General features: G+C 34.3%; 17 protein-coding genes. 6 read left to right on the top strand and 11 right to left on the bottom strand.

Annotated elements, in window-relative coordinates:
• Position 1: 1 nt before the first annotated feature.
• From WN975_RS13360 to WN975_RS13350, 3 genes are read right to left on the bottom strand one after another with little or no spacing between them, the layout of a single operon-like run.
• Positions 2–766, bottom strand: coding sequence for an MBL fold metallo-hydrolase (locus tag WN975_RS13360; RefSeq protein WP_337966977.1), 765 nt, complete (start codon positions 764–766; stop codon positions 2–4).
• A gap of 56 nt (positions 767–822) precedes the next feature.
• Entirely contained in the window at positions 823–1,506 is a 684-nt protein-coding gene (locus WN975_RS13355; RefSeq protein WP_337966976.1) for a response regulator transcription factor, read from the bottom strand.
• Complete coding sequence (locus WN975_RS13350; protein ID WP_337966975.1) at positions 1,503–2,765, bottom strand: HAMP domain-containing sensor histidine kinase; 1,263 nt, start codon at positions 2,763–2,765, stop codon at positions 1,503–1,505. The genes WN975_RS13355 and WN975_RS13350 overlap by 4 nt, the downstream gene beginning before the upstream one ends.
• 165 nt (positions 2,766–2,930) lie before the next feature.
• Here WN975_RS13350 and WN975_RS13345 point away from each other — a divergent pair, with 165 nt between their 5' ends.
• The gene (locus WN975_RS13345) at positions 2,931–3,347 is read left to right on the top strand and encodes a DUF1573 domain-containing protein (RefSeq protein WP_337966974.1); all 417 of its coding nucleotides are present in this window, start codon (positions 2,931–2,933) and stop codon (positions 3,345–3,347) included.
• A gap of 187 nt (positions 3,348–3,534) precedes the next feature.
• Positions 3,535–5,115, top strand: a complete 1,581-nt coding sequence (locus WN975_RS13340) for a L,D-transpeptidase family protein (RefSeq protein WP_337966973.1) — start codon at positions 3,535–3,537, stop codon at positions 5,113–5,115.
• A gap of 162 nt (positions 5,116–5,277) precedes the next feature.
• Here WN975_RS13340 and WN975_RS13335 read toward each other — a convergent pair whose 3' ends face one another.
• A complete protein-coding gene (locus WN975_RS13335) occupies positions 5,278–5,784 on the bottom strand; it encodes a C40 family peptidase (protein ID WP_337966972.1) in 507 nt (168 codons plus the stop codon).
• 219 nt (positions 5,785–6,003) lie between these two features.
• Between WN975_RS13335 and WN975_RS13330 the strand changes: the two genes are divergently transcribed.
• The 4 genes from WN975_RS13330 (at position 6,004) to mgrA (ending at position 12,396) form a co-directional block, all read left to right on the top strand.
• Positions 6,004–7,092 carry a GDSL-type esterase/lipase family protein gene (locus WN975_RS13330; protein WP_337966971.1) on the top strand — a complete coding sequence of 363 codons (1,089 nt, stop codon included), beginning with the start codon at positions 6,004–6,006 and terminating at the stop codon, positions 7,090–7,092.
• Positions 7,082–8,461 carry a sialate O-acetylesterase gene (locus tag WN975_RS13325; protein WP_337966970.1) on the top strand — a complete coding sequence of 460 codons (1,380 nt, stop codon included), beginning with the start codon at positions 7,082–7,084 and terminating at the stop codon, positions 8,459–8,461. The genes WN975_RS13330 and WN975_RS13325 overlap by 11 nt, the downstream gene beginning before the upstream one ends.
• A 462-nt stretch (positions 8,462–8,923) precedes the next feature.
• Positions 8,924–11,221 carry a beta-glucosidase BglX gene (bglX, locus tag WN975_RS13320; RefSeq protein ID WP_337966969.1) on the top strand — a complete coding sequence of 766 codons (2,298 nt, stop codon included), beginning with the start codon at positions 8,924–8,926 and terminating at the stop codon, positions 11,219–11,221.
• Positions 11,222–11,439: 218 nt separating this feature from the next.
• The gene (gene mgrA / locus WN975_RS13315) at positions 11,440–12,396 is read left to right on the top strand and encodes an L-glyceraldehyde 3-phosphate reductase (RefSeq protein WP_337966968.1); all 957 of its coding nucleotides are present in this window, start codon (positions 11,440–11,442) and stop codon (positions 12,394–12,396) included.
• Positions 12,397–12,464: 68 nt separating this feature from the next.
• On the opposite strand, the gene WN975_RS13310 is transcribed toward mgrA, so the two are convergent.
• The 7 genes from WN975_RS13310 to WN975_RS13280 all read right to left on the bottom strand — a co-directional run bounded on the left by WN975_RS13310 (position 12,465) and on the right by WN975_RS13280 (position 21,432).
• Entirely contained in the window at positions 12,465–13,748 is a 1,284-nt protein-coding gene (locus WN975_RS13310) for a cellulase family glycosylhydrolase (RefSeq protein ID WP_337966967.1), read from the bottom strand.
• Between the two features lie 220 nt (positions 13,749–13,968).
• Complete coding sequence (locus WN975_RS13305; RefSeq protein ID WP_337966966.1) at positions 13,969–15,213, bottom strand: glycosyl hydrolase; 1,245 nt, start codon at positions 15,211–15,213, stop codon at positions 13,969–13,971.
• A gap of 8 nt (positions 15,214–15,221) precedes the next feature.
• Positions 15,222–16,247, bottom strand: coding sequence for a carbohydrate binding domain-containing protein (locus WN975_RS13300; protein WP_337966965.1), 1,026 nt, complete (start codon positions 16,245–16,247; stop codon positions 15,222–15,224).
• Between the two features lie 49 nt (positions 16,248–16,296).
• Positions 16,297–17,487 (bottom strand): AGE family epimerase/isomerase, encoded by a 1,191-nt coding sequence (locus WN975_RS13295; RefSeq protein WP_337966964.1) that lies wholly within the window; start codon positions 17,485–17,487, stop codon positions 16,297–16,299.
• 4 nt (positions 17,488–17,491) lie between these two features.
• Positions 17,492–18,682 carry a glycosidase gene (locus WN975_RS13290; RefSeq protein WP_337966963.1) on the bottom strand — a complete coding sequence of 397 codons (1,191 nt, stop codon included), beginning with the start codon at positions 18,680–18,682 and terminating at the stop codon, positions 17,492–17,494.
• 29 nt (positions 18,683–18,711) lie between these two features.
• On the bottom strand, positions 18,712–20,103 hold the full coding sequence (locus WN975_RS13285; RefSeq protein ID WP_337966962.1) for an MFS transporter: 1,392 nt from the start codon (positions 20,101–20,103) through the stop codon (positions 18,712–18,714).
• A gap of 192 nt (positions 20,104–20,295) precedes the next feature.
• The gene (locus WN975_RS13280; protein ID WP_337966961.1) at positions 20,296–21,432 is read right to left on the bottom strand and encodes a glycosyl hydrolase; all 1,137 of its coding nucleotides are present in this window, start codon (positions 21,430–21,432) and stop codon (positions 20,296–20,298) included.
• Positions 21,433–21,632: the final 200 nt, after the last annotated feature.

Raw genomic sequence — 21,632 nt, 5'->3', positions numbered from 1 at the left:
ATCAATACTCCACATAAGTTCCATCATTAGGAATGGCAGTTTTCGATAAAAGATCATTTTCTGCCAAAGCTGCTTTTAATTCTTCTCGAGTCGTTGGACAATGATTTAAAGCTTCTAAATGATTCGCAAAAACTTTGCCCGGAGCAAGAGCCGCAAATTTCAAAATATCATTCATTCTCATTAGTAAAGGCTGACCAATATCTAATCTCGCAGTTCCGCAAGCGACTGTTGCAATATCAGGTTTAAATTCTACCAAAACTTTTTCTACATGTTCTGTAAAAACAGTATCTGAGCTTATATAAATTGATTTTTCATTTGGCAATTCAATATGAAAACCCATTACATTTCCCATTAGTTTTGCAACAAAACCATATCCATGAATCGCAGGAATTCCCGTGATTTTTCCGTCCAGAAAAGGTTGAGGTTCCCAGTAATCTAAAGTTTGAGTAATATTTAAACCTCGTTTAGCGAGAACTTTTTCATCTTTTGAACTACAAATAACAGCAATACTTTTACGTCTTAAAAAAACTTCACCAGCTTTATCAATATGATCAGGATGCAAATGTGTAATCAAACAATGTGTAACTCTGCTTAGAATGTCCCGACTGTTTTTTGGCAAAGAAACCAACGGATTTCTCTTTGGTTTATAACGAAAGAAAGTAAAAGGCGGAATCGTTTTTCTCTTTCCTAACATAGGATCAACTAAGATTACATGTTGATCAGTTTCAATAACTAAAGTCGCGTTACGTAAATGATGCAATTTCATATCGGGGGATTTTAGATACTAAAAATACAAAAATTTAAATATTTATAGTCAAAAAACTACATTGTAAATCTAAAACCAATTCCGTGTAGGTTTTCTATCGAAATTCCTTTTTCATTAGACAGAATTTTACGCAGACGCGAAATAAAAACATCCAAACTTCTTCCCATAAAATAATCATCAGTTCCCCAAAGTGAAGTCAGAATTTGTTCCCTTTTTAAAACCGAATTTTTATTGTCAAGAAAAAGTTTCAGTAATTCAGCTTCACGTTGCGTAAGGCTGATTTTTTCGCTTTCATTAAAAAGAATAAAATTATTGGTATCGAACTGATATTTTCCAATTTCGTATACATTTTTTTCCGTTGGAACATTTTTCTGCGAACGTTTTAAGAAAATCTCAATTTTCAATAACAATTCTTCAATGCTAAAAGGCTTCACCAGATAATCATCGGCGCCAAGACGCAATCCTTTAATACGATCTTCTTTTAAAGTTTTGGCCGAAAGAAAAATAATAGGAATGTCAGTATTAGTTTTTCTAACTTCAGTTGCCAACTCAAAACCATCTTTTTTTGGCATCATTATATCAAAGATACAAATGTCAAAATTTTCTTTTTTAAAGGCTTCCAAGCCTAAATTACCATCACAACAATGTGTAACATCGTAGTTATTTTGTTCCAAATTATCTTTGGTTAAAAACGCCAGAGTTTCATCGTCTTCGGTATAAAGTATTTTGAATTGTTTCATTTTTTATAAGGAATTGACAAGGTTATTGTTGTGCCATTTTCTAAATTATTTTCGGCTTTAATTTTCCAATTATGCAAGTTGCAAATTTCTTTTACATAATACAAACCAAGTCCAAAACCATTTACTTCATTGCTTTTTTCGTTTTGAGCGCGGTAAAACTTATCAAAGATAAACGAAATGTTTTTAGAAGCAATTCCAATTCCGTTATCAATAAATTTTAGCTTCAAAGTCGAATTTTCTACTATTATCTGAATGATAATTTCAGGTTTTTTATTGCAATATTTTACCGCATTATCCAGTAGATTATAAATCAAATTAGAGAAATGAAAAACATCAGTTTCTATTGCATATTCATCTGATTGTCTTTCAATTTTAATAAAAGCTTCAGGATATTTTAACTGAATATTTTCGATTACTTCCTCAATAATCGGAACAATTAAAACAGTCTCTTTTTTTAATTCTAAAGGAGTATAATCAGACTTGGCAATGTTTAGAATTTTCTCAATATGATGATTCAGTTTATTACTTTGATTGATAATAATGTCAGTGTAAGTATAGAGTTTCTTATCATCTTTAATCGGATTCTGTTCAATTAAATATTTTGAAGCAATTAAAATCGAAGACAAAGGAGTTTTGAATTCATGCGTCATATTATTGATAAAATCTCGTTGCAACTCAGAATATTTCTTTTGCTGCAAAAGCGTAAAAATCGAATAAACATAGATCAATAAAATAAAAATAAGCGTAATGGAAAGCACAAACCAAAAACGCATCGAACTGAATAAATAAGTAGTTTCATTAGGAAAACGTACCGCAAAATAGTAGACTAAATTTTTATGTTTTGGAAAAGAAACTGTTTTTGTTGCCTGTTCTTTATCAGAAAAAGAAATGTATTTTCCGTAGACCATTTCGTCACTTTGACAATTGTACATCGCAAATTCAAAATCAGTTGTAATGTTCATTTTTTTGAATTCGGCTCTCAAGTAAAATTCTAAAATATCCGGTTCAAAAGCATTATTGACATTGACAATATAATAATCGTTCGAAATTTTCTGAACAGGATTTTGGCAGGAAGATTCATGATCTTTTCCCTCGTATAATTTTCTGGCAACTTCCAGTAAAGCAATGTTTGCCTTCTGACTTAGTTTTTTTTGTTCTAAAGTAAAAGCCTCTTTGGTCCAAAGCAATTGCGCGACCAATATGCTTATAATGGCGACAAGTCCCAGAAGGATAATACTATTAAGTTTATTTATTTTCAAGAAAAAGGTGTTTTAAAGAGTGTAATATTAATCAAAATTATAGTTAAAAATAGCGATTAACAACTCGTTAACAAAGATTTGAAAGCGGTTAACAGCGATTTGATTTTGTCTGAGGTACTTTTGAAATATAAAATTTGAACTATAAACCATTTAAAATAAAGAACTATGAGAATTATTAAAATTTCGATGTTAGCACTAGCTTTAGGACTAATGTCTTTTTCAGCAATTGCACCAGTAAAATCATTAGTTTGCGAAACAAAAACAGCAGCTTTTGATGCGTCAACTATTGTTTGGAAAGCAGAAACTATTGATGTTGGACAAATTCCACAAGGAACTCCAAAAGCGATTGTTTATGAATTTAAAAACACAGGAAAAACTGCTGTTGTAATTACTAATGTTCAGGGATCTTGCGGTTGTACTGCAACAGATTATACAAAAGAGCCAATTTTACCTGGTAAAACGGCTAAAGTAACAGCAACTTATAACGCCGCTAATAAAGGTGGTTTTACAAAAACAGTTACTGTAACAACAAGTGCCGAAACGGCGCCAAAAATCCTTACTTTAAAAGGAACGGTTATCTAAATAATTAAAGGTTGGTTATAAAGCGAAAAACTCCAAATGTGCCATGTTTGGAGTTTTTTTGTGCCTTGTAGTTAAATAAAATCACAACTAAATTTTGATAATTTCAAATATTGTAAAGCCAGTATTATTTTTTCTGGAGATGATTTGTTTTCGATAAAACTTTTCTATTTTTATTAAAAATATTATTATGAAAATTTTGTATTCGCTTGCTGCTGTTGTGCTTCTTTTTGGTGCTGTTTCTTGTAATTCTAAAGCAGAAAAAAAGGAAGAAGAATTAAAAAAGACCGTAGAAAAAGTAATACCAGAACTAAAAATCTCAATCGATAGTTCTAAAATTGCTGCTTTTTATCAAGCGTATCCTAAATTGGATAAATTTCAAAACGATGTTTTTGCTTTATACAAGAAAAATAAATCTACTCAATTGTGGCTTGACAATAAAGGAATTGTTGAGTTTGCAAGTACTTTATTCAATAAATATAAAGGATTAGATCGAGAAGGATTGAAAGCTAATTTTCCGTATAACGAAAATATCAATCCTATTTTTGATCATATCGCAGATAATAAATTATCGAAATCAGACACAGATTTGATGATTACAAATTTGTATTTCTACTATGTTCAAAAAGTATCTGGCGTTGACGAGAAAACGACTAAATCATTAGAATGGCTTTTACCTCGAAAAAAAGTAAATTACCAAGTCTTTTCAGATTCTATTTATAAAAAGGCGACTATAAGTGATGATAAAAAGAGCAAAATGTTCAGTCAATATTACAAACTTCGTGACGCGCTTCATGAATATAGAGAAATTGAAAAAAAAGGAGGCTGGAAAACAATTGAAGTTGGTGATGATTTCAAAAGTTTAAAAATTGGAGATTCTGTTCCTGCAATCGGACAAATTAGAGAAAGACTTTATATTGGTGGCGATCTTAAAGAAAATACCAAAAGTAATATTTGCGATTCGACTTTGATATCAGCGGTCAAAAACTTTGAAACGCATCACGGATTAACTCCAAAAAACACAATTTTACCGGAACATATTACTGAAATGAATATTCCGGTTTCAGACAGAATCAAAACGATTATTGCAAATATGGAACGTTGCAGATGGATTGATCCAGCGCTCGAAAAAGGTCAGGAATATATAGAAGTTAATATTCCTGAGTTTAGATTGTATTTAATTCGTGATCATCAAATTGCTTTTGTATCGCCAGTTGTAGTTGGAAAAGCAATGACTCAAACGGTTATTTTTAGCGGAATGATGAACAACATTGTTTTTAGTCCGTATTGGAATGTTCCAACAAGTATTATCAATAAAGAGATAAAACCCGGAATGGCGAAAAACAAGAATTATTTGGCACAGAAAAATCTGGAGTGGAATAATGGCGCCGTTCGTCAGTTGCCTGGAAAAAATAATTCACTTGGTTTAGTGAAATTTCTGTTTCCAAATTCAAATAATATTTACTTACACGATACACCGGCAAAAAGTTTATTCGAAAGAGAAAACAGAGCTTTTAGCCACGGATGTGTACGCGTAGGAAAACCAAGAGATTTAGCAATTGAACTTTTAAAACAAGATGCTTCATGGACTCCCGCTAGAATTGACAAAGCAATGCATGCCGGAAAAGAAAGTTGGTACACTTTAAAAAAGAAAGTTCCTGTTTACATAGGATATTTTACGGCTTGGGTAGACCGAAAAGGAAATCTGAATTTTTATAAAGACGTTTATCAAAGAGACGAAAGTTTGATAAAACTATTAACAGAAGAGTAAAATGTTTGCGAGTAAACGATATTAATTTGCCCGCAGATCTAGCAGATTAAAGTAGATTTAAAACGATTTTTTTAAGATATTACAATAAAAAAATCTGCGCACATCTGCTAAAATCCTTTTAAATCTGCGTGCAAAAAATCAATGCAATTCGTAGCAAAAAAATCAAGGCAATACATTGATGCATTTATAATAACGTTTGCTATAATGATCAGAATCTAAATCGCTAATAGTTACGCTGCCAGCTTTTCCGGAAGAAGCGTGAATAAATTTTGAATGCATTCCATTTGCTTCACAGATAATCCCGAGATGACCAACAATTGTTTTGTCCTTATAACCATAAAAAACTAAAATATCTCCCACTTTAAAATCTTCGGGAAATAATTTTGTGCCTAAATTTTTAAAACCACTCGAACTTCTTGGTAAAGTAATGTTGTAATTTTTAAACACATAATTTACAAAACCAGAACAATCGAATCCTTTTTTCGGGTCATTTCCCGCGTACAAATAAGGCGTTCCCAAATACTGTTTTGCATAAAGAATAATAGAATCTCTGTCTATTTTATTTTGTGTTATTTTAATAGAACTAGCTTCAATAGTAGTTTTTGTCTTTACAGTAAAAGACGAGAATATAAGAATTGCTGCAAATGCAATATATAAGGTTGATTTCATTTTTAAGAGATAATGTGAAATTTAATTGATAAAGATTATCGTTGATTTTGAGCGATAAAAGATATCGTTTGCAATGTAGTTTATTAACTAACGTTAAAAAGGATAAAATAGTCTTATAATTTTGGTGTTTTTTTATTGCTTTTTGATGTTTTAGTATCTTTCCATGTACTACATTTCAAATATATTTGTGAAACGCATTTATATTTTAACAAATAAATTATGTTTCTCAAAAAAATAGCCCTTTTAAGTTTGTTTTTGCTGATTTCGGCAACTTCTATTTCACAAACCAAAAATAATAAATTTCTATACGCCGGTCGGGTTGAAAAACTTCAAGATAATAATGTTGTCTTAATTGGAACAGCTTCTTCGGTTTCGTTTAATTTTATAGGAAATGAATGTTCGATTTCACTTCAAAGTGTAGATTCTTATGAACATCATAATTATGTTTCTTTGGTTTTGGACGGAAAATATATTGGTAAAATAAGAATCGAAAAAGGTGCTGTACAATCTTTTCCGATAAAAGTTAGCTCAAAGAAAAAAGTACATCTTTTAGAAGTTTATAAAAATACCGAAGCACAAAGCGGGAATATTTTATTTGCCGGAACCACAGCAAAACTGACTACAATTTCTGCAAAAAAGAAAAAGAAAATCGAATTTATTGGAGATTCTATCACTTGTGCAGCAGCGAGCGATTCAGTTGATTGTGATAAAGGCGAATACATGGATCATCATAACGGATATTACGCTTATGGTCCAAGAATTTCAAGAGAAATTGACGTTGATTATTTGGTAAGTTCTGTTTCCGGAATTGGAATGTATCGCAATTGGAATGACGAAAACAAAGATGAAGCGATTATGCCGGATGTTTATGAAAATTTATATTTAACGAAAGATCCTTCGAAACCCAAATATGATTTTGCTTTTCAGCCAAATATTATCAGTATTGCTTTAGGAACCAACGATTTTTCGGGCGGAGATGGAAAAAAAGAACGTTTGCCTTTTAATGCCGAAAAGTATATTTCGAATTACATCAATTTTATCAAAATGCTATATAAACACAATCCGAATGCGCAGATTGTGATAACAAATAGTCCAATGGTTGGCGGAGACAGAGCAGTTGTTTTTGAAGATTGTCTGAACAAAGTAAAAGCCGCTTTTGCGAATGATAAATCGCATAAAGAAATTCTGATTTTCAAATTTAAACCAATGACGCCAAAAGGTTGTTTGGGACATCCTGACGTTGCAGATCATAAAGTTCTGGCAGATGAATATGCTCCATTTTTAAAAAAGTTACTAAATGAAAAATAATATATTTAAGTTTGTTTTCATTCTGATGATTTCCAGTACTATGATGGCAAACGTTACGCTTCCGAATATTTTTGGCGACAATATGGTTTTACAACGCAACTCCGAAGTGAAGATTTGGGGTTGGGGAAATCCTAAGGAAGAAATCAAATTGGTTTCAAGTTGGAATAATCAGGAATATAAAGTTGTGGCGAACAATCAGGCGCAATGGGAACTTCATATAAAAACTCCCGAAGCCGGAGGACCTTACACGATTTCTATAAAAGGATATAATGAAGTCGTTCTTAAAAATATTCTGATTGGAGAAGTTTGGGTTTGTTCCGGACAATCGAATATGGAAATGTCTGCAAGTTGGGGAATTGATAATGGTGAAGAAGAAATGAAAAACGCCACGAATCCTAATATTCGCTTTTTCTTAGTTCCGAAATTAACCGCAACAACTCCGCAAAATAATCTTTTAGGAAACTGGACAGAATCTACTCCGGAAACCATGAAATACTTTAGCGCAATTGGTTATTTCTTTGCCAAACGCTTGCGCGAAGATTTAAAAAATGTACCAATTGGATTAATTTCTTCAAACTGGGGCGGAACTCCTGCTGAAATCTGGATGCCGGAAGAAGTTGTTCAGAATGATCCAGTTTTATTAGAAAATGCCAAAAAACTAAACGAACAAGAATATGGCCCACGCCAACCGGGACGCGCTTACAATGCGATGATTTATCCGTTTGCAGGTTTCAAGATTGCAGGAACGCTTTGGTATCAAGGCGAATCGAATGTTGGTTCGCTGGTTTATGATAAAACATTATCGGCTTTGATTACGTCGTGGAGAAAAGTTTGGCAAGACGAATTTCCTTTTTATTTCGTTCAGATTGCGCCGTATAAAACCGGAAGTAATAACTTCTCTAATGTCACGGTAAGAGATTCTCAAAGAAAAATTCTGAAAGAAGTTCCAAAGACAGGAATGGTTCTGACAAGTGATATTTCGGACACTATAGATATTCATCCAAAGAATAAAAAGTCGGTTGGAATTCGTTTGGCAAATTTGGCTTTAGCCGAAGTTTATAAGACTAATAATAATTTGGTAAATGGACCACTTTTTAGAGATTTAAAAGTTGATAAAAACAAAGTAATCGTTTCGTTTGATTATGCGGAAGGATTGTACTTTAAAAACAAAATTTCGAATCAATTTGAAGTGGCTGGAGCCGATGGAACTTTCTATCCGGCAGAAGCTTCGATAAAAAATAATCAGGTGATTTTGACGAGTAAAAAAGTTCCAAATCCTGCGAAAGTGAGATTTGCATGGGGAAATACAATTCAGTCAGATTTGTTTAATAAAGCAAATTTACCGGCTTCTTGTTTTGTTTCTGAATAAAATAATTGCCCACGGATTTTATTGGTTTAACGGATTGATGCTGATTTTTTTATTAATTATCTCAGCAGTTTCTTAACTATTTTGTCATTCCGAGGAACGAGGAATCTCCGCAAGAAACTCGACAAAGATTAGAAATTGAGTTCATTTTTGTCATTTCGACGGAGGAGAAATCACACTAGAAACTCCGTAATCAAAGTCGCCAATCTTTGTCGAGTTACGTGTGTGATTTCTCCTCCGTCGAAATGACAAGATTGTCTAAAAAATAAACAAGCTCTTTTTTACCGTAAATTGCGTGAGGGATAGAAGAGGAAAGCCCACAGCCTGACGAAGGAAGTGCGAGGACTTGAAACGGATAGCCCGACCCGCCTTTTTCGGCGGGACACGCCCAAAAAACGAACCTTAGCAACTTAGTACCTCAGAATCTAAGAACCTTAAAAAAACTATCTGACCATTATACTATATATGAAAAATCAAAAAATAATAACAATTGGGATTTTTGCCCTGTTTACTGTTGGAAATATGAATGCACAGAAAAAGCCTTATTTGGATAAAAATAAAACTGTCGAAGAACGTATTGATCTTCTTTTGCCATTGATGACTTTGGAGGAAAAAGTGGGGCAAATGAATCAATATAATGGATTTTGGGATGTTACCGGACCAGCTCCAAAAGGCGGAACGGCGGAGTTGAAATACGAACATTTGCGAAAAGGTTGGGTTGGATCAATGTTAACGGTTCGCGGGGTAAAAGAAGTTCGTGCGGTTCAGAAAATTGCGGTTGAAGAAACCCGATTAGGAATTCCGTTGATTATTGGTTTTGACGTTATTCACGGTTATAAAACGTTGAGTCCAATTCCGTTGGCAGAAGCGGCGAGTTGGGATTTGGAAGCGATAAAAAAGTCGGCAGCGATTGCGGCTGATGAAGCTTCGGCATCTGGAATTAACTGGACTTTTGGACCAAATGTAGATGTTGCAAATGATGCACGTTGGGGTCGCGTGATGGAAGGCGCGGGAGAAGATCCGTATTTGGGAAGTAAAATTGCGATTGCAAGAGTGAAGGGTTTTCAGGGTGAAACAATCGCTGATTTGGCTAAAGTGAATACGATTGCAGCTTGTGCGAAACATTTTGCTGCATACGGTTATGTTGAAGCTGGATTAGAATATAATATTGTGGATATTAGTAATTCTAAGTTGTATAACTCGGTTTTGCCACCTTTTAAGGCGACGGTTGACGCTGGAGTTCGAACGTTTATGAATTCGTTTAATACGCTGAATGGCGTTCCGGCAACGGGAAATGCATTTTTGCAAAGAGATATTCTAAAGGGAAAATGGAAGTTTGATGGTTTTGTGATTTCGGATTATGCTTCGATTCGCGAAATGATTGCGCACGGTTATGCAAAAGACGAAGACGATGCTACGGCAAAAGCGGTAATCGCAGGTTCTGACATGGACATGGAATCGTATTTGTATGTGGCAAAATTAGCAGCTTTAGTTAAGGAAGGAAAGGTTAAAGAAGCTTTGGTTGATGATGCTGTTCGCAGGATTTTGCGTGTCAAATTTGAATTGGGATTGTTTGACGATCCTTACAGATATTGCGATGAGAAACGTGAAAAATCGGTTGTTGGAAGTAAAGCCAATAATGATGGTGTTCTGGATATGGCGAAGAAGTCAATCGTATTGTTGAAAAATGATAAGAATTTGCTTCCGCTAAAAAAATCAGGTCAAAAAATTGCTTTGATTGGAGCTTTGGCAAACGATAAAAATAGTCCGTTGGGAAGTTGGAGAATTGCATCGGATAATAATACTGCAGTTTCGGTTTTGGAAGGAATGCAGCAATATAAAGACAATCAGTTGACGTTTGAAAAAGGCGCTGATTTGATTGTTGGAAAAACAAGTTTCTTGGATGAGGTGATTTTTAATACAACTGATAAAAGCGGATTTGAGGCTGCAAAAACAGCTGCCAAAAATGCCGATGTTGTTGTGATGGTTTTAGGTGAACATGGTTTTCAAAGCGGCGAGGGCAGAAGTAGAACGGATCTTAATTTGCCTGGAGTTCAACAAGAATTGTTAGAAGAAATTTATAAAGTAAATCCAAATATTGTTTTGGTTTTAAATAATGGTCGTCCGTTGAGTATTCCTTGGGCTGCAGAACATGTTCCTGCTATTGTTGAAGCTTGGCAATTGGGAACTCAAACCGGAAATGCTGTTGCGCAGGTTTTATACGGAGATTATAATCCGAGTGGAAAATTGCCTATGTCGTTCCCTAGAAATGTAGGTCAGGTTCCAATTTATTACAATAAATACAGCACAGGAAGGCCTACAGATGTTGACAAAAATGTGTTTTGGTCACATTATACTGATGTTGCAAAAACACCTCAGTTTCCGTTTGGTTTTGGTTTAAGTTATACCAAATTTGATTATAAAGATTTGAAATTAAATAAAACTGCTTTTGCAAAAGGAGAAAATGTACAAGTGAACGTTACGGTTACTAATTCAGGTAATTATGACGGAAAAGAAGTCGTTCAGTTGTATATTCATGACGAATATGCGAGTATTATTCGACCAATAAAAGAGCTTAAAGGGTTTGAGTTAGTTAACTTGAAAAAAGGCGAAACTAAAACAGTAACTTTTACTTTGACAGATAAGGAACTTGGTTTCTATGATAATGATGGAAATTATTTAGTAGAACCAGGAACTTTTAAAATCATGGTTGGAGGAAATTCTGAGAATGGTTTAGAAAGTGGTTTTGAGATAAAAGAATAAAAAGTTTTAAATCTCGCAAAGGCGCTGAGACGCAAAGTTTTTTCGCCACGAATTCACGAATTTTTAAACAATTCATTCGTGAATTCGTGGCGATTTCTTTTTTTTCATAGTCCTTGCGCCTTTGCGCGATTAAAAAAAACACAACTTTTGAATTAATAACTTTTGATATTTTTCTACCTTTAAAATCTATAAAACTATCAAACCATTAAAGTAAAATAATGAAATATAACAGATGTGGAAAAAGCGGGTTATTATTACCTGAAATTTCTTTAGGATTGTGGCATAATTTCGGATCAGTTGATAATTTTGACAATGCAGAATCTATTGCTGTAGAAGCTTTTGATAAAGGAATTACCCATTTTGATCTTGCGAATAATTACGGACCAGTTCCAGGTTCGGCAGAGACTAATTTTGGTAAAATTCTGTGGCATAATTTTCAGGGAAATTTACGTGATGAAATTATTATTTCGACAAAAGCGGGTTATACAATGTGGAATGGACCTTATGGAGATTGGGGGTCCCGCAAATATTTATTGTCAAGTTTAGATCAGAGTTTGAAAAGGATGAAAGTCGATTATGTGGATATTTTTTATTCGCATCGTCCAGATCCCGAAACCCCAATTGAAGAAACGATGATGGCGCTTGATTATGCCGTAAGATCCGGAAAAGCGTTGTATGTTGGAATAAGTAATTATTCGGCAGAGCAAACTCGTGTTGCGGTTGATGTCTTGAAACAATTGGGAACGCCATGTTTGATTCATCAAGCCAAATATTCGATGTTGGAACGTTGGGTAGAAAATGGTTTGCTGGATGTTCTCGAAGAAAAAGGAGTTGGTTGTATTGCATTTTCGCCTTTGGCACAAGGACTTTTAACGGATAAATATTTAAACGCAATTCCGGAAAATTCAAGAGCACATAATCCAAACGGACATTTAAAAGAAAACGAGGTTACAGAAGAACGCATTCAGAAATTAGTTCAACTGAATGAAATTGCTCAAAACCGTAATCAATCTTTGGCGCAAATGGCTTTGGCTTGGTTGCAAAAAGACAAGCGAATTACATCAGTTTTGATTGGAGCAAGTTCTGTTAGACAGTTAAATAATAATATTGATTGTTTGCAAAGTTTGGAATTTTCATCTGATGAATTGAATGCGATCGAAAAAATATTATCTTAAAATATTAAACCCGGCAGGTTTTTAAAACCTGTCGGGTTTGAAATATAAAAGATTCGTTACAATTTAAATTATTTCAATTTTTGATTGTATTTCTTCACAATATCTAACGTCGATTTATCCGACGAAAAAACAGAATTTAATCCTTGAGGTTCTTGTGGAGGATCGGTTGTTAAAGGATCACCAGGATTCCATTTTCCGGTTGCGTTTACTGCTTTTCCTTCGCCACCAAATCCCCAGAAATTTGCCGCTTGCAACGGACCATTATTTTTGTGACTTTCGACAACTCGGTTAAAGATAAAATTGTAGAAAATATCTCTGTTTGCCACAGATGAGGTTGCAAGTAAACTTTCGTTTTCTCTTCCCAAACCAAATTCTTCGATAATAATTGGTCGCTTCAAATTATTGGCAACAGCAATATGATCGTCAATATATTTTCCGGCATTTTCGAGTGTGGTTGGTAAAGTTTTTTCGGCATCATCAGCCTTAAACCAATTCCAGTTTTTCGGCCAAATGTGCATTGTCAAATAGTCAATATGCGGATTTTTATGCGTTCGTTCGAAAATTTCCATACTATCATTCGAACTATTTTTTCCTTCAGAACCTGTAGAAATCAGATGATTTTTGTCTAAACTGTCAATTAAATCTACAATATTATTCAGCCAAGTTGTGAATTTTGCTTCATTTTCTACTGTAAAAAGCCTTGGTTCATTCCCAACTTGCCACGCCATAATCGTGTTATCTTCCGTGTATTTTTTATGCGAATAAGCGTTAGTTCTTCCAATTATAAATTTCACATGATCTTCTAAACCTTTCATACAAGGTTCACAACTATGAAATTGCTCCGTATAAGCCATAAATTGCGGCCAAGTATTTGGAGCAATATTCGGAACCGGAATCGGACCTTTGCCATTCCATTCTAAATATTGTGACATTCCGCCGGACCATTCCCAATTGTTGGTCAAATACAAAACCGCATACATTTTTCGTTTGCTCATTTCGTTAATCAAAAAATCCAAACCGTCTAGCAAATCTTCATCATATTTTCCCTGCTCATATTGTAAAGCCGGACGAACCGTAAAATCATATTTTCCGCCATCGCCGCCAACTAAAATCCTTAAGTTGTCAATTCCGTATTTCTGCATCAAATCCAGTTCGCGAAGCAATCTTTTTCGGTCGCCCACTTTTTTCGAAGCCAATAAACTTCCGTACCAATAATTCGTACCAATATAAGCATACGGTTTATTGCCTTTGTAAAATTGCGTTCCCTTCACCGTAATTCTTTCCTGCGCCTGACAAGCGATCGTAGAAAAAATTAAAGCTAATCCGAGAGTTTTTAGAAATATATTTTTCATTAGTTGTTTTTTTTGGAGCTGTTTCCTGCTATCCATTTCAATCTTTTTATTTTTAAAGGAAAAATAAAAAGGATTTCCACTTCTATCAGGGCTAGGGCTTTAGGTGTTTTAATCGTCTTTGCGAGGAACGAAGCAATCTCATTTCGTTTAGTAAGTTTGCTTATTGTTAGCGTGGTTGCTTCGTTCCTCGCAATGACTCACTATGTAAATAAATTATATTTTACTTCGGCAATTCATACATCTTAGGCAAAGTATTCAATAATGCCGATTTTGGTTTTGTCGCAAATGTTTTAAAATCTGCAGCATTCGAAACCGAACCATTTGGAACATAATATCCGTCTTTGCTGTTGTTCCAGAACATTACATAACTAATCGATATTGTCGAATCATATCCTTGAGTATTGCTTATTGCGCCATATAAATAATTCGAAAACCAATCTGTAATTGGAGCTTTTGTTGCAGTAACCTGATATCCCGTTTCTGTTAACGCTGCAATTTTTACTTTACTAGCAGCCAGACTTCCAATCATTATTAGTTTTGTATTTGCTTTAGTTGCACCAGTTTGACCTTGATTGTCAAAATCACCGTAATTATCCATTCCAAGAACGTCGACATATTTATCACCAGGATATCGACTTAAATAATTATCTGCAGTTGTATAAGAGTTGTCCGGCGAGAAAGCATACAAAACGTTATGAACGCCTTTGGTGTTTTTTAAATAATCAACCGTAAACTGATAGGCTTTTTTATAATCATCGGCAGAACAAAAATTAGCGCCCCACCAAAACCAACTTCCGTCAAACTCATGAAACGGTCTGAAGATTATCGGAATCAATTCGCTATTTGCGCCTTTTAAACTCAAAAATACACTTGCTACTTTGTCTAGTTTTTTCTTGTACCATTCGTGGTTTGTTCCTCCAGGTAAAATACTTTTAAAAGCTGTTGCTTTTTGGTCCGCTGTCATATCTGCGGCATAAAAAGAATTTTCATTATTAGGTTCTCTCAAATGCCAGGAAAAAGTATTGATTACACCTTTCGCGTAAGCACTTTTTACATTACTAATCGTATTTAATTCCTGTTGATAAAACCAGTTATCAGCTTGATTATTATTGTTTTTGTCTGTGATAAATATAAAATCAGAGCCTAAAAGCGCAGGATCAGAACCTGTATTTTTCTTAATATCCGAGTCTCCGCCATTATCCTGATAAAAACTATTAAAAGCATCTTGTTGTCCGATTGCAAATTTAGTTTTTGCCAGTTTTTTTAAGTTATAAAATAAAGCTACAGTTTCTTTGGTAGCACTTGCATCGACCATATATGTCGTGACATTTTGTGTCGTCAACGGATCAGTTTCTGCAGGCGGATTAATGACAACTTCATCTTGCGATCCGTTATCACTCGAACAACTTGTTATGGTTAAAACCAACAGACTTATAAATGATATTTTGAGAAATGTAGTTTTCATTTTAAATTTTATTTAGAGAGTTTTACCTCAATGTTATCAGTTAATAATGTTCCGGTACAGTTACTTAATGCAATCATGATTCGGTATTGTAAAGCTCCTTGAGGAATTGTAAATGATTTTTGAAATGATATCCAGTCTGTAGTTCCTGTTACAGTTGCAATTACTTGATCTTCGGATGCTTTTTGATTATTATCTTTTTTGAATTCAATAATTAGCATACCGTTATTCCAACTGTCTTTGCCTTGTTGAATGTCTTTTGCTTTTAGCCAGCCTGAAATTTCAATTGTTTTGTCGTTAGGGTTAATATCAGCGATTTGATCAATAGCTTTCCATTCGGCTGTTTTTGATGTTATTTCAGAGGCTGCATTTCCTTCTTTTTTATCTGTAGTTGAAATTAACCCGGATCCATTCCATGAAGAAAGGTTGTTTTCAAAATTTCCGTTTGAAAATATTTTTAAACCTGAATCACTTTTTTGACTTTCAGAACTTACAGCAATTGGATTTTGTCTTAGATATTCTTCTTCAGAAAGCGTAATTGCTTTTACATCATCAAAATAAATGGAACCATTTGTTTGTGCTAATGCCAGCATGATTCTGATCTTTTTTGCATCGGCAGGAACTTTAATTGTTTTTTTATAATTTGTCCAGGCTGTAGTTCCTTTAACTTGCGCGATATTTTCTGAGCTAATTTTCTTTTCAGATGCGTCTGTAAATTCGGCAATCATAGCGCCGGCTTTATACGCTTCTTTTTGATCTTCAATACTTTCTGTTTTTATCCAAACACTAAATTCTACAGCATAGGTATTTTTAGGAAGCGAAACAATTTGATCGAGAGCTTTCCATTCGGCTCCAACGAATTGATTGATTAAGGCACTTTTTTGTCCAAATTTTTTATCATATGGAGAAATTGACGCAATTTCTTCCCCACGCCAATTTATGAGCTCACTTTCGAATCCACCATTTTTTATGAGGTTGGTTTGAGCGTTTGTTATTGTAGTTAGAAATAGTAAACTAAAAAAAAGGAATTGTTTCATAATCATTATTTTTAATACAATAAATTTACTTTTGAAAACGCGAAAGTATTTAGTTTTCTATTCTATGAATAAGCTCTAAACACGCGCGGCCATTATGATAAGGACATTTCCAGAAACCGGCTTTATCTTTCTCTAGTCGAGAATTATCACGGTTAATTCCCCAAAACCATTCTCCGTTTTGTTTGTCTAAAATGTGTTTTTGTATAAAATCCCAGTTTTTGTAAACAATGTCCAGATACTTTTGATCGCCCGTTAATTGATACGCATTATAAAAACCAATTAAAGCTTCGGCCTGAACCCACCAATGTTTTTCGGCAATCAATTCGTTCTTTTCAGGATCAAATTCATACCATAATCCGCCATCAGAATCCAAACCTTCTTGCGTAACATCGGCCATTTGAATCGCGTGTTTTTTATAATTGACAATTAAATTTTCATCTTCAGAAATTTCAGCACATTGCAATAAAAGCCAAGCCGCTTCGATATCATGACCATAAGAGATTACGTCCGGTTTTTCGATCCAGTTTTCATCAAAAAACAATCGTAAATGTCCTGTTTCGGTATTGATGAAATGTTTTTCTATGGTTTCTAATAAATCAACTATATCACTTTGCAGTTTTTTATCTTTCCAGACTTTAAACAAATTTGCATACGCTTCTACAATATGCAAATGCGTGTTCATTGTCTTTTTTTCGTTGGCATCTTTATCGCTCAAACGTAAATCTTCGATTGGTTGCCAATCTCGGGTTAAAGCTTCAAAATAACCTTTGTTTACAGGATCGTAACTGTGTTTCTGGATTTTTAAATATAAATTTATAGCTATTTCTAAAGCTTTATCATCTTTAGAAATAGCATAATATTCAGATAATCCATAAATCGCAAAAGCTAAAGCATAGATTTGATTTTTGGTGTCTTTTGGTGTTTTATCAGCATTGATACTCCAAAATAAACCTCCAAATTCTGGATCATAAAAATTATTCGAAAGAAAATCAAAAGCACGTTTGGCGATTGTTTTGTGACTTTCGTTTTTTGTGACTTTATAACTTGATGAAAAAGTCCATAAAATTCGGGCATTCAAAACAGAACCTTTTTCGGTATTGGCAATAATGTGATCGTTGAAATCAATTTGACCAATAAAACCTCCATTTTCGTTATCTAAAGTATGTTTTGACCAATAATTCAAAATTGAATCAAGTTCGGCTGATAATCCGGCTTTAAGCTGTTTTAATTTTGCTGACACGATATTATATTGTGTTGTTTTTTTCGATTTGGCTAATGATTGTTTTTACAGATCCTGCAGAAATAAAAGTATCTGAAGGCGCATTAGTAACATAATCAACCAGTTTTTCTACAGACGAAACTGCAACGTGCATTCTTGTATCAGATGAAGCATAATATACATAAACGGTTCCGTCAGTATCTTCAATCCAACCGTTTGAGAATAAAACATTTGAGACATCGCCAACTCTTTCGATTCCTTCTGGTCCCATAAAATGTCCAGCAGGAACGTGCGTAACTTTCGAAATGTCATTCAAATCTGTCATGAACATATAAAGTGTGTAGCGCAATCCTGCAGCTGTATTTCTAACGCCGTGTGCAAGATGCAACCAACCTTTTTCGGTTTTAATTGGAGCGGGACCAAGACCATTTTTCAATTCATAAATAGTATGATATTGTTTTCCGAAGATAATTTTTTCGTCTTTTACAACCGGATTTGTCATGTCATCTACATATCCTAAACCAATTCCGCCACCGGCTCCAACATCAATAAATCCATCTTGCGGACGCGTGTATAAAGCATATTTTCCGTCTACGAATTCCGGATGTAAAACTACATTTCGTTGTTGTCCTGTATTCGAAATCAAATCCGGCAATCTTTCCCAGTTAATCAAATCTTTTGAGCGAACGATTCCGGCATTGGCTACAGCCGAACTTGTATCGCCTTTTGGAGCTTTTGGATCTTTTCTTTCGGTACAAAAAATACCGTAAACCCAACCGTCTTCATGGTTGATTAAACGCATGTCATAAACGTTTGTGTCCGGTTCTGACGTTTGTGGAATCACGCATGGTTTCTCCCAAAACTTAAAATTATCTACGCCATTTGGACTTTCCGCTATAGCGAAAAAAGATTTTCTGTCGATTCCTTCTACACGAACGGCAAGGAGATATTTCCCATTCCATTTCATTGCGCCAGCGTTAAAAGCTGCGTTCATCCCAATTCTTTCCTGCAAAAAAGGATTGGTTGTTTCGTTCAAATCAAAACGCCAGTTCAATGGTACGTGTGCTGCTGTAACAACTGGATTTTTGTAGCGTTCGTAAATACCGTTTCCGGCTTGATCTTGTGGAGCATTCTTTTGCTCAACCAATGTTCTATGTTCTTTTTCTAATGCTACTTTTCTATCTTGAAATATAGCTGAAGAGGTTATTGTTGTCATATTATTTGATTTCGGTATGGGTAATAATTTTAATTGTTCTGGTCTCGTTTTTCGTCCAAATCTTGTTCGATTATTTGAAGTTTTTCTTCAGATAATGGATAGAATAAGATAAAAACGACTGATATAATTGCTGCAATTGCAGGAAGAATACTTAACATTAATTGAATTCCGTTTTGAGTTACGGCGGTTTGTTCAACATTTGCCTGAAAACCATAATAGCCTAAAAGCCATCCGGTTCCGGCGCCACCAATTGTCCATCCGAATTTTTGTGACATTGACGAAGCAGAGAATACTAATCCTGTTGCTCTTCGTCCTTGTTTCCACTCTGAATAATCGGCGCTATCTGCATACATTGACCAAATTAATGGGAAAATGCAACCGGCACAAATACTGATTAAAACCTGGAAAATCAGGATTAACAAAATATCTTCTTTTCCGAAGAAATAGAAAATCAAACTCAATATTGCTGCTAAAGCCATGGCACCAAAAAAGGTTTTCTTTTTTCCAATTCTATTTGCGATTGGCGTGGCGGCAATAACTCCAATAATATTTGCTGCTTGTCCCAGAACCAAATAAATAGAAGTTGGTGTCATATGGAAACTTGTTCCAAAAAGGGAAAAATCAAAGTTTACGCTGCTGCTTACATAATATTTAAAGTAGTAAACGGCTGCACCATCGCGGATTGAATTGAAAACTAAAGCGCCAATTCCGGCACCTAATAAAATCCACCACGGTTTATTTTTTAATAAATCTTTTAAATCTTCTTTTAAGTTGTTTTTTTCGTCGGAAATTGGTTTTACTCTTTCTTTGGTGAAGAAAAAACAACCCCAGAAAAAAGCTGTTGTAATTACTCCAAAAACGGTGATTGTTGCCAACCAACCTGTTTTAGAATTCAGGCTTCCGCCGAAGTAATTTACTAATGGTTCAATTAACCAAAGTGCGAGAAGGCTTCCGCCAAAAGCAAAAACCATTCTATAGGAGGATAATGTGGTTCTTTCTTTTCGGTCAGAAGACATAACGCCTAAAAGTGATGCATACGGTACATTGATTAAGGAATAAATCATCATCATCGCCGAATAGGTTACGTAGGCATATATTATTTTTCCTTTTTCGTCAAAATCGGGTGTGTAAAAAGTCAAAACTCCAATAACAGCAAAAGGCACGGCAACCCATAATAAATACGGTCTGAATTTTCCCCATTTGCTTTTTGTTCGGTCAGCGATGATTCCAACAATTGGGTCAAAACAAGAATCCCAGATTCTGGTGATCAAAAACATGGTTCCAACGACTGCTGGCGCCAAACCGAAAACATCGGTGTAGAAAAATAGGAGGTACATGCTGAAAATTTTCCAGAACATAGATGATGCGGCGTCTCCAAGGCCGTAACCTATTTTTTCTTTTAAACTAATTTTGTCGTGCATTAGGCTTTTGTGGTTTTGTTTGGTTAATTATTTTAATGTTTCTGTGTGTGTTTTGACGAGGATAAAACGGATTTACTTCGTAAAAACGCGGATAAAAACAGATTTTATTTTTGCTTAAAATAGATGTCTATATGCCTTGAATTTTTTGCACGCAGATGACGCGGATTTAAGCGGATTTTTAATTTTTAATTCTCAATTTTTAATTTTTTTAATGTCTTTTTCAAATAAGGTTTTATTCAGTTTATAGAAATCGATAAAATCTTTCTCGCTTATCTGGCCGGAATATGGGGCATAATAATGCATCTTTTTTTCTTTTTCCTGCCAGCCGTGGTTTCTCCACAATAAAACGTAAGAGATTTTATAGTCGCCAATAGCTTTGTCAAGAGTTCCTGTCCACCATTTTGGATCTGGAATTGCTTCATAACCTGCTTCGGCTATCGCTATTAATTTATGTTGTTTTGCGCCAAGTTCATTTATAATTTTAAGTTGGCTTTGAACTTCTTCAATAAACTTTGTACCTTCTTTATCATCATTATTCTGATAAGAATCAAAACTTAAAACATCGGCATATTGATAGCCAGGATAATTCGATAGAAAATCTTCTTGTGTCTTGAAACTGCTTGTGTTATAAATGTAAATTAAGTTGTGAACTCCTTTTTTCTGTAAATAATCAAAGGTGAATTTCCATAAGGTTTTGAATTCTTCTGGAGTACAATTTCCTTTTCCCCACCAAAACCAACCTCCGGTAAGTTCGTGATATGGTCTAAAAAGAACTGGAATATTTTTTCCTTTTTTATCTTTTAAGGATAAAAGATAATTGGCCGCTTTGTCTAGCCAAACGGTGAATTTTTGATGATTTTCTCCTCTGGGTAAAACTGTTTTAAGTGAATTTGGAACATTATCCCAAGCACTTTTTCCAGTTGCCGGATTATCAAAATGCCAGCTTATCGTTGTGATTCCGCCTCGTTCGTGGCTTTCTTCGATGTATTGTTTCATTTTTGTAAATGGAATTCCGTCGATATTATTCGGACTGTCTTTTTCTAAGCCTGCCAAATCCCAACCATATACGGCTGGATAATCTCCAACGACATCTTTTACGTCGCTTCGGCCATCTTCGTATTTCCAATTTACACCGTAAGCAAGATCATCCTGATGTCCAAATAGATATCCTTTTTGGCTCAATTGGACTAGTTTTTTATATAATGAAACAGTCTCAGGTGTTGCTTTTTTATCTGAAAGTGACAAATTAGTATTACTACTAATAGGCTTTGCAGAACAAGAAGTCCCTATAAATACTGCTGTGATTAGTGTTATTATGTTTTTTCTCATTATGAATGGACTTGTTTTCAATGTAATGAATGCGGTTTTATGAATTGATAAACGTTTTTAAAATGACTTATTTTCTAATCGAAAATTCAATACCATTTTCCCGTTAAAATTATCAAAACTATAAAAACATATTATATTAAAAATGATTAATGTTTATTATCAATGTTGTTTTTGTAAAATTGACAATTCTATTTTTCAAA

It is taken from the genome of uncultured Flavobacterium sp., from assembly GCF_951805225.1.
Taxonomy (GTDB): domain Bacteria; phylum Bacteroidota; class Bacteroidia; order Flavobacteriales; family Flavobacteriaceae; genus Flavobacterium.
The sequence above is the reverse complement of the archived record's forward strand: the minus strand, read 5'-3'. Positions and strand labels throughout refer to the sequence as shown.